This is a genomic window from Fibrobacter sp. UBA3629, from assembly GCF_002374005.1.
Lineage (GTDB): Bacteria > Fibrobacterota > Fibrobacteria > Fibrobacterales > Fibrobacteraceae > Fibrobacter.
This window is the reverse complement of the sequence record NZ_DFLC01000038.1, coordinates 42,812-53,197: the sequence shown is the minus strand read 5'-3', so window position 1 is coordinate 53,197 and position 10,386 is coordinate 42,812. Positions and strand designations below refer to the sequence as shown.

General features: G+C 46.6%; 8 protein-coding genes. 4 read left to right on the top strand and 4 right to left on the bottom strand.

Annotated features, from left to right (window positions below; genetic code table 11):
* Both B2310_RS11675 and carB read left to right on the top strand, forming a co-directional pair.
* The coding region (locus tag B2310_RS11675; protein WP_290731796.1) for a CTP synthase at positions 1-735 on the top strand (735 nt) is incomplete at its 5' end.
* Entirely contained in the window at positions 728-3,991 is a 3,264-nt protein-coding gene (carB, locus tag B2310_RS11670) for a carbamoyl-phosphate synthase large subunit (protein ID WP_290731793.1), read from the top strand. The genes B2310_RS11675 and carB, both read left to right, overlap by 8 nt.
* Before the next feature lie 239 nt (positions 3,992-4,230).
* Here carB and B2310_RS11665 read toward each other — a convergent pair whose 3' ends face one another.
* The 3 genes from B2310_RS11665 to B2310_RS11655 all read right to left on the bottom strand — a co-directional run bounded on the left by B2310_RS11665 (position 4,231) and on the right by B2310_RS11655 (position 8,219).
* Complete coding sequence (locus B2310_RS11665) at positions 4,231-4,788, bottom strand: hypothetical protein (RefSeq protein ID WP_073113426.1); 558 nt, start codon at positions 4,786-4,788, stop codon at positions 4,231-4,233.
* A 646-nt stretch (positions 4,789-5,434) separates the two neighbouring features.
* Positions 5,435-7,144: a hypothetical protein gene (locus B2310_RS11660; protein ID WP_290731788.1), complete on the bottom strand. Its 1,710-nt coding sequence runs from the start codon at positions 7,142-7,144 to the stop codon at positions 5,435-5,437.
* A gap of 127 nt (positions 7,145-7,271) precedes the next feature.
* Positions 7,272-8,219: a hypothetical protein gene (locus B2310_RS11655; RefSeq protein WP_290731787.1), complete on the bottom strand. Its 948-nt coding sequence runs from the start codon at positions 8,217-8,219 to the stop codon at positions 7,272-7,274.
* A 283-nt stretch (positions 8,220-8,502) separates the two neighbouring features.
* Between B2310_RS11655 and B2310_RS11650 the strand changes: the two genes are divergently transcribed.
* Together B2310_RS11650 and B2310_RS11645 are read left to right on the top strand one after the other, a co-directional pair.
* Positions 8,503-8,676, top strand: coding sequence for a hypothetical protein (locus tag B2310_RS11650; RefSeq protein ID WP_173357848.1), 174 nt, complete (start codon positions 8,503-8,505; stop codon positions 8,674-8,676).
* A gap of 25 nt (positions 8,677-8,701) precedes the next feature.
* Entirely contained in the window at positions 8,702-9,082 is a 381-nt protein-coding gene (locus tag B2310_RS11645) for a hypothetical protein (protein WP_290731784.1), read from the top strand.
* A 74-nt stretch (positions 9,083-9,156) separates the two neighbouring features.
* Here B2310_RS11645 and B2310_RS11640 read toward each other — a convergent pair.
* Positions 9,157-10,386, bottom strand: a 1,230-nt coding sequence (locus B2310_RS11640) for a glycoside hydrolase family 30 beta sandwich domain-containing protein (protein ID WP_290731781.1), incomplete at its 5' end; no start/stop codon positions are given.

Here is a 10,386-nt window from a genome sequence, read left to right as displayed (position 1 = left end):
GCCGGCATGGAACACAACGCCAAGGTAAAGGTGGAATGCATCGAAGCCGAAGAGCTGGAAAAAAATCCGAATCTCATCAAGAACGCCGACGGCATCCTGATTCCGGGCGGTTTCGGTAGTCGCGGCGTGAACGGCAAATGCGTCGCCATCAAGTACGCCCGCGAACACAAGGTTCCACTGCTGGGCATTTGCCTCGGTATGCAATGCTGCGTGATTGAATTTGCACGCAACGTGCTCGGCTGGAAAGACGCCAACTCTACGGAATTCGACGAAAAGACGGCCCACCCGGTCATCGACCTAATGGACGAACAGAAGAACGTCACCGAAAAGGGCGGCACCATGCGCCTCGGCGCTTATCCGTGCAAGCTCATGAAGGATTCCAACGCGGCAAAGCTCTACAAGAGCGAAAAGATTAGCGAGCGCCACCGTCACCGCTACGAGTTCAACTACAACAGCGAATTTCGCAAGGAACTCGAAAAGGCCGGCCTCAAAATTGCCGGTACATCGCCCGATGGCAAGCTCGTAGAAATGGTGGAAATCAAGAACCACCCCTACTTTGAAGCCTGCCAGTTCCATCCGGAATTCAAGAGCAGGCCCACTGCGCCGCACCCGCTGTTCAGCGGGCTTGTAAAGGCGGCTCTCGAACAAAAGAAAAAAGGTTCCGCGCAGGCCAAGTCTGCGCAGGCAAAACCGGCACAAAAGAAGAATGTGAATGGAGGCAAGAAGAATGCCTAAGCGTACCGACATCAAGAAGATTATGCTCATTGGTTCTGGTCCGATTGTGATTGGCCAGGGCTGCGAATTCGACTACTCCGGCGTGCAGGCCTGCAAGGTGCTGCGCCGCGAAGGCTACGAAGTGGTGCTGGTGAACTCCAACCCGGCCACTATCATGACCGACCCCGAAATGGCCGACCGCACCTACATCGAACCGCTGAGCGTCGACATTCTGCACGAAATCATCCGTCGCGAACGCCCCGATGCACTGCTCCCGACTCTCGGTGGCCAGACAGCACTCAACCTCGCCATGGAACTCAACGAACGCGGCATTCTCGACCGCTACCAGGTGGAGCTCATCGGTGCAAAAGCCGAATCCATCCAGCGCGCCGAAGACCGCCACCTGTTCAAGGAAGCCATGCTCAAGATTGGGCTTGACCTCCCCCGCTCCGGTTCTGCACACTCCATGAGCGAAGCGACCGCTATCGCCCACACCATCGGCAGCTGGCCGCTCATCATCCGTCCGGGCTTCACCCTCGGCGGTACCGGCGGCGGTATCGCCCACAACGAAGAAGAATTCGAGACCATCGTGAACCGCGGTCTCGACGCATCGCTCAACAACGAAGTGCTTATCGAAGAATCGCTGCTTGGCTGGAAAGAATTCGAAATGGAAGTCATGCGCGACAAGAAGGGCAACGCCGTTATCGTCTGCTCCATCGAAAACCTGGACCCCATGGGCGTACACACCGGCGACTCCATCACGGTCGCCCCGATCCAGAGCCTCGATGACCGCGCTTATCAGGCCATGCGCGACGACTCCCTGAAGGTCATGGAAGCCATCGGCGTAGAAACCGGCGGATCCAACGTGCAGTGGGCTATTGAACCCAAGACCGGTCGCCGCATCATCATCGAAATGAACCCGCGCGTGAGCCGTTCTTCTGCTCTCGCCTCCAAGGCAACGGGCTTCCCCATCGCAAAGATTGCGGCCCTCCTTGCCGTGGGCTATACCCTCGATGAACTCCGCAACGACATTACGCAAACGACCCCGAGCTGCTTCGAACCGGCGCTCGACTATGTGGTCGTGAAAGTTCCGCGCTTCACGTTCGAAAAGTTCCCGAAGGCCGATTCCACGCTCGGTACCCAGATGAAGTCTGTGGGCGAAGCGATGGCCATCGGTACCAACTTCAAGCAGGCCATGCAGAAGGCCCTCCGTTCTCTCGAAACGGGATTCGGCGGATTCGGTGCCTGCGCCAAGTGCGAAAAGTTTGCCGTCTACGACGACGAAACCCTCGCCAAGGAAGTCGCCCGCCCGAGCGCCGAACGCATCTTCGTGTTGCACGAAGCACTGCGCCGCAAGTGGGGCGTCGAGAAGTTGTACGAGCTCACGAAAATTGACCGCTACCTCCTGCGTCATCTCGAAGAACTCGCCCTCTACGAAGACGAAATCCTTTCCGCAGGCTCTCTCGAAAACCTCGCGAAGGACTTGCCGCTCTTCCGCCAGGCCAAGGAACTCGGCTACAGCGATATCCAGATCGGTTACCTGTTCCACAAGACTCCCGAAGAAGTCATGGCGGTGCGCAAGCAGATTGGCCTCGTTCCGAGTTACTACTCCGTCGATACATGCGCCGGCGAATTCGAAGCCATCACGCCGTATTACTACAGCTGTTATGCTGAAAACAGCGAACCGGTCCGTGAAATTCCGGGTCACGGTCACAAGAAGCGCATCATGGTGCTCGGCGGCGGTCCGAACCGAATCGGTCAAGGTATCGAATTCGACTACTGCTGCTGCCACGCAGCCTTTACGCTGCGCCGCGAAGGCTACGAAGTCATCATGGTGAACTCGAACCCCGAAACGGTTTCCACCGACTACGACACCTCCGACAAGCTCTACTTTGAACCGCTCACGCTCGAAGACGTGATGGGCATTTACGAACGCGAAAACTGCGCGGGCGTGATTGTGCAATTCGGTGGTCAGACTCCGCTGAACCTTGCCATGCGTCTCAAGAAGGCCGGCGCAAACGTCGTAGGTACAAGCCCCGAAGACATTGACCTCGCCGAAGACCGCGACTTCTTCAAGCAGTTGGTCGACAAGGTCGGTATCAAGCAGGCCGCATCCGGCATCGCCCACAACGTGGAAGAAGCCTTGGCTATTGTCGATCGCATTGGCTACCCCGTTCTTGTGCGTCCGAGCTTCGTTCTCGGCGGCCGCGGCATGGTGATTGTCTATAAGGAAAAGTACCTCCGCAAGTTCGTGGAAGAAGCCGCCGCCATTGGTGAAGGCAAGCCCATCCTCATCGACCGTTTCCTCGAAGACGCCACCGAACTCGATGTGGACTGCATCAGCGACGGCAAGCACACCGTGGTAGGCGCCATCATGGAACACGTGGAACCCGCTGGCATCCACTCCGGCGACTCCGCAAGCGTCATCCCGCCCATGACTCTTTCCAAGGAAATCCAGGACAAGGTCCGCGCCTACGCCAAGGAATTCGCGAAGGAACTCCACGTTTGCGGCCTCATGAACATGCAGCTCGCCGTGAAGGATGGCGAACTCTACATGATCGAAGTGAACCCGCGTGCATCCCGCACCGTGCCGTTCGTTTCCAAGTCCATCGGCGTTCCGCTCGCCAGCTACGCAAGCCGCTGCATGCTGGGCGAAACCCTCGAACAGATCGGCTTCACCGAAGAAGTCCACGTGCCTTACGTGAGCGTCAAGGAAGCCGTCTTCCCGTTCGTCAAGTTCCCGGGCGTGGACATCACGCTTTCTCCGGAAATGAAGTCCACCGGCGAAGTCATGAGCATCGATCGCGACCGCGGCCTTGCCTACCTCAAGAGCCAGCTCGCTGCAGGCAACAAAGTGCCGAGCGAAGGCAACATTTTCGTCTCGCTCAAGGACGAAGACAAGCAGAAGGCCGTTCCGCTCATCAAGCGCCTCGTAGACATGGGCTACCAGATTTACGCCACCCGCGGCACCTCGACGATGCTTTACAACGAAGGTATCAAGACCCGCGCCGTGTTCCGCATCTCCCGTGGCCGCCCGAACCTGTTGGATCTCATTCACGACAAGGAAGTGCAGTGGATCGTGAACACCACCGAGAACGGCGCCGAAGCCATGGTCGACGAAATCCAGATGCGCTCCAAGGCCGTCGTCTCGGGCATTCCTATCACCACGACCATCGCCGCCCTCACCTCTACCGTGGAAGGCCTCATGGACAAGCACGATTTCGGAAGATTCGAAGTATGCAGCCTCCAAGAGTACCACAGGCATGTGAAGAAGTAAACCACGCCCTTTAATACCAAAAGCGCAGACTCAATCGAGCCTGCGTTTTTTACTTTAACTAACCCTATATCTTGAATTGGGCTATTTCTTCTTGAGAAAGATTGCTGATGTCTTTGCCGTTCCTGTCGGCATATCGAGCCAGTTCTAGCAAGTTCAACTTGCAGGGAGGAGCGTTCCTGTACGGGTCTGGAACCGCCGAAAACGGAATCCGTACATCGGACAGAATGTCCTCAACCTTCTTAGTTCCATTCATAAGTGTACGTCTCCAATAATTTTTTTGCAGCAATCGGCCCCAAAATGAAATGATACGGATGAAGCGCGCCGATATGCGCACACCCTAATACGCCAATATAGTGATTTAGCAGTTCTTTGTTAAGGGCAAAACCGAAAATAACGCCATCGTAACCCCATTGTACAGATTTATCAACGGCAATGGCAAAAAGATGCCCACCAACGCCGCTATAGCGCTGTGAGCCATATACACGTTTATTGTTGTGCGGAGCAGTGCAGGCCCAGTGCAAGTACGCCGCCTTAGGCCCTTCATCATTTTTCACCCCGACCAGCCCCTGAATTTCGTTATTTTCCTTCAAGGCGAGGGCGAACACTTCAACATCGTTAGGGACCTCAATCCAGTCAATTCCCCAGCCGTTCTTTTCGTTGAACTTTTTCAGGAACGAGCGACTCTCAATCCTGAACACCACGGTTTCCTTGATTTCTCCGGTTTCGTTGTCCTTGAGGCAAGGAACAATCTCGTCCAGCCAAATTCCGACACCACCGATTTTTGCATCGCTATACATCTTTTACTCCTTTCCCCGCAGACATGCAAAAAACAACGGGGCGTTTTAGTTTTTAATTGCTCTTTTGAGCAGTATAAATATAATCTATCCAGCGGAGCATGTCAAGAGATTTTTGAAAAAAATTTTGGGGAAAGCCTTCCCCTCGCTTCATCCCCGACTTGGTCGGGGATCTTTTGTTATTCCCGCCCAGCCGGGTCTTACGCCACCCATTCTAGCGGGTGCTCAGACGCCGCACCCGCAACACCCTGGCTTGCTAATTTTTCTTGTTTTTTCTATAATAAAAACGAGTAAATTCTTTCCAAAATGAACGATGACTTTCTTAACAAAATTCCTTAAATGCATTGCTTTGGTCACAATCCTCTTTTTAGGTTCAGTGAATGTATATGCTCATCAAACAAACTTGCAGCCGTCAAAAGATAAGCATTCTGACTTAGTTGTATTTAATACCAAAACACTGAAATATCATGAGTTAGGTTGCACATCCGCTATAAGATGCACAAAAAACTGCATTCAGATATCAAGAAATGAGGCTATTAAGCGGGGAGCAACTCATTGCAAAAAATGCATAAGGCGTCGTTAAAGCCGTTAAATCATGAAGTTTACTTTAAAACCTAAAAACGAAATTTTCCCCTTCATTTGGCAATGATTACCTTTTTTCAGATGTTTTTTTAATCACACCATCTTTGCAAGAAAGCGATTGAAATTCATCGTTTTGTATACTATACCGTAAATTACCCCGTTTAAAGACTTTAGCCCCAACGAGTTCTTTGAATTCTTTCATATTTCCTTTGACTGCAATATAAATGCATTCTAATTTGTCTCTATAAGCGACGCCTTTTTCGGAAGACAAATCGCTATTTTCAAAATATTTTGATTCGTTATATAAATTTACTTTGCCTTTGAACGTGTTGTTGCTGAGAGGATTTCCTATATAAATAATTTGAATCGATGGTAAAAAATCTTTATAAAAAAGGATATCACTCCCAACGGTTCCTCCAACAAATCGCATATTCTTATCGAAATATAGTGAAGAAATGTTTGATGAAGTCGTTCGTATTAAAATTCTGGTATCCTGTTCGCCAAATAACATGAGGTCAGTTCCATCATCTAGAGATATAACATCTGCATCAACATCTTTAGCTTCTATATTTCTATTCATATATTTGCAAGGAACTAAATCAAGAAAATAATTGATTTCAACAATATATTTTGCTAACGCAGGTTTGACAATATTTGCAGTCCCCATGTTTCCGGATTTGATTTTTTCAAGATATTCTGTTAATTTCGTGCTGTAATCGCTTAATACATCAACAATTTGCAGTTCTGTTTTATTAGTTGTAGAACTAAGACCCTTCGTACATTTTTCAACAAGATCTATTGCGTTTATTAAAGTTTGTGTAGAGAAAACTGCTAGTTTTTTTTCGGTAGTTTTATTTTTACTTTTTTTCAAATTTTTTTGATATCGTTTTGATTGCTTATCAAAATCTTCAAAAAATTGAATTATCTCATTCGCGTATGCGGATGAAGCGACTGCCATATAGGGTTTAGTTTGCTCAAGTTTATCATTCAATGTTTTGAGAAATGAATATACTTTTAAATATATACCTGTATTTTCATTTATTCCAACTCTGTCTTCAAAATCATTTAAAATACTGCTTATCGAATCAACTGTTTTCAATAAAATTCCATTTGATTGTTTCAATTCATTCACCAAAGAATCTCTTGATTCAGAATCCTTTTTTAGAAAAATGTCAAATAGTGGGTCTATCGTTTTTATTAGTAATTGATTGTTTAAAAATAATTGTCTGTCATAATTGCTAACAAAATCATTTGGATAAATCCTACTTAAAGGATAATTAGTATAAAAGACATTTCCTGGAATTGATATGTTAAGGGAGTCTATAATTTCTGGAGTTAAAACACCATCATATTTGTATTTGTTTAATTTTTGATAAAACCCATAAAATTTTTCTTTAAATGTTACCGAAGTATTACCTTCTTTTGTACTGAAATATGTTAATTCGTTTACATTGGGGTAGGCGTAATTAAGAAAAGTTCCACACAAATATTCATTCCACGATGTAATACCAAGTTTATTTAAAATAGATTTTGGAAGATTTACCATAAAGAAAGATTGGTCAGGGTATCCATTTTCTATGGTAGGATTATTTTTTACATTGTATTTGACAAAAGAAACCTTTGGCTCGTTTTCATTTCCATAAACAACAACTTCTTCCGTTGTTTTTACAGCGAAACTGGCATTTCCCGCATCAAAACATTTTTTCTCAAGTTCTACAAGAGTCTCCGCAAAAGACAAGGAACTAATAAGAGACAAAGCTATTCCAAAATATTTCATAGACATTCCTTTTGTGTTATGAACGAGATTTGCTGTTTTGCAATAAAAATAACATTTTTGAAAATTTTCATCTTGCTAAGAAGCATAAAAAGTTAAAGAATCGCTTCAAAATTTAAAAGAACCACAATCAAGCGTCCTTTTGAGCAACTCTGTTGCATTCCACCACTTTTTCTACTAGCCATCTTTGATTAAAAATGTAATTGACCGTTGGATAATTTCGTTCATCAAGAACTGCGCTTTCATTGCTTGATGAGCAGACAAGGCGTACACCATCTGTTTCTAGTTTTAATAAATAATCACTTTCACTAAAGTTTATAAATTCCTTTTCGACATAATCGGCAAGTCTTTTCGACAACTCACCTAGTTCAAAAGTCATCCTGTCTTTTAAAAAAACACTCCGAACAGATTTCCCGCTCACTGTTGTTAGACCGCCTAACGCCTTGACTTGACCATTATACGAATAACATACATTCAAACCCCTTTGCCGAAATTTATGAATTTCTTCTTTGGACCAATCCTTATCGGGAGAGATTCCTTCGAGATTATTTATTAGCTCCGGCCAAGATTCACATATGTATTTATATAATTCAGGATCAGCAAATTCAGCACCCTTTGGATGAGGTCTAGCGTCAAGAAAACAAACAAAATAGTCGCCAACAATTGCGAACAACAGATAATCAGACCTTCCTGAAAAATACGACCCATTGGGAATGTTTTCAGAAAGATGAAAGTGAGATATTTCCCAATCCGTCCACAGCATATCAGTTCTTTTTCCTTGCAAAGCATTTTGCACAGTCTTTGATAGATATGGATTTACATCTTCTCCAGATTTAAATCTATCTGCTAAGAAGTAAATCTGTTTCCAGCATTCTTTGGGAGCCCGTTCCCAAAAGTCCTTACTGAAATGAACTTCTCGTTTTTTAGGCGGTATCAAACGAATGACATATTCAATCCAATTCAAAACATAATCATTTGTTTTGTTATTTAAACATTTATCAAAATATTCAATAAATGATTTAGCGATGTTTTGAATGTCACATTCAAATTTTTCAGATATTTTTTTAGAGATTTCCATATATGCCGAATTCAGATTATGCCTAATGTAAAAATAGTATCAAAAGTCTACTGAAAAAAAAGATAAAAATATTTCTGCGTTAGGGATAGCAACCCCTAAAACACAGCCCGACCGCACATATATGTGCGGAAGCACCCATTTTCTGTGATTTGCGAATCACCTTTTCACAAATTTGTAGACTTATTGCTTGAACACAAGCATATTTAGACTCCTCCTCTTCCCAAACTTGCGTTTTCACACAGAAAAATGTATATTATCTGCAACAAGGCATCAAGGAGCCCCTATGACAACGACAAAAAGCATTGATTCTTACAGATTGACGGACTTGGAAGAGCCGACCGATGAAATGCTTGCCCAAATTATGAGGGAAGCCGCCGAGGACGCTCGCAAAGCCAATGCAGACGCCACCAAACGTTTTTTCGATGAAATTGAAAAAGCTGCCGCGACCATCCGTTAATTGCAAATCTTAGCGTGAAGAATCTTTGAAGAACCATAAAAGTCTTATTTTCGAGTCAGTTTTTTCTTCTGATGAAAAAGTCGACTTTGTTTGCCGTGCAAAACAGCAAGGTTATTTCATCCGTTTGTTTTTTGTCGCGACCTCACACCCATCTATCAATGCCGCTAGAATTGCAAAGCGAGTGATACAGGGCGGTCATGATGTTCCTATTGTCAAGATTATTTCCAGATACCAGAAATCCATTTTCAACTGCAAGAAGATAATTCCTTCGGTGGATCGTCTTTATGTCTATGACAATTCGGTAGAAGACCAGGACGCTTCGCTTTTGTTCAGATTGTCGGATGGAAAACTGGTTAAAAGCTACACAGACAACATTCCTCAATGGGCGATGACGATACTCAAATAGCGTCCACCGACTCACCACTTTTTCATACACCTCAGCGAAATAAAAAAGTCGTCCCTTGCAGGGCGACCTTTTACTTATCTCAAAACCACACGTTGCGTTTTTGCATTGCCGCATTTGACCATATACACACCGCGGCTTAAGCCTGCGTTTGTCATGGCGTTGCGGAGATCGCCGATATGTCCGGCCTGGAATTCGCCGATAAACGCGCCAAGCGGGCTAAATACTTTATATGTACTTTGAAGGCTTTGGAGCGCAGCATGTGTCCCGAAGGCAATTGCATCGGTAGAGTCTGAAGGCGGTTCAACCTTTGGCTCTTGCCACAGAATGAATTCGACTGTCGTTGCGCTACGGGCCGGGATGCTGTAACTGCACTTTGTATCGTCGACTTTGACTTCGGTTCCTTCTTTGAGGTTGTTATTGTCATCGGTGACGTAGGGCTTGAAGCTTCCAATTTTCGTGTTTCCGAAGTCAAAGTCCGCCTTGAACTCCTCGTTCTTGGAATTGAGAATGACGACTGCGATTTTCGTCTTGAGGGAGTCGCGGTAGGCGGTGACCTTTACATCTCTTTCGGGATTCTTGGTAGCGTCGATTCTCCAAGAGCCGGGTCGCGCGAAGCGGCTGAAGTTCCCCATGACCCAGAGTCGCTTGGTAGGCTCCACATTGTCGGGGTTGCCTTGTCCTTGCGGCCAGAGGGCTCCGTTGCCGCAACTAGCTTCGCTGCAGGAATAAATCCACCAGAAATGCCAGGCGTTCATGTTCGCAATAGTCAGGGCGTCATGGATTACGCCTGCAACGCGGAGAGCACTTCCCATGCCCACGTCTTCCTTGTTACTTCCAAGATCATAGACTTCGGTTTCCCAGAATTCCTTGCCGGCTTCGTGGATTTCGGGATAAGCCGCCGGGTCTCCGCCGTATTCGTGCGTTCCGAAGATGTCCGTGTATTTCAAGGCGGCAGGGTTGTTGAAGAAAGCTTTTTTGTAATTGGGGAATCCATACCAGTTGATAGCTTCGGTGCCAATAATTTTGATGCCCGTGGTATCGAGGGTGGGGCCAAGGTAGTCGCCTACCCAACGTGCCAATTCATCGGGTTCGTAGTGGTTGTCACCGGTGCCGTCGGGCTCGTTTTGCGACGAAATTGCATATAGATTAACGCCAGCCTTCCGCATGTCTTGCGTAAACTTCAAGATGGTGTTGGCCCAGTCCTGAGCGTGATTGAAATCCAGGTGCTTCTTGTCACCGTCGTAATTTATGGTGTATCTGGATGTCCACGGGGCTGCCCAGACTTTGACGCCGTATTCACTCGC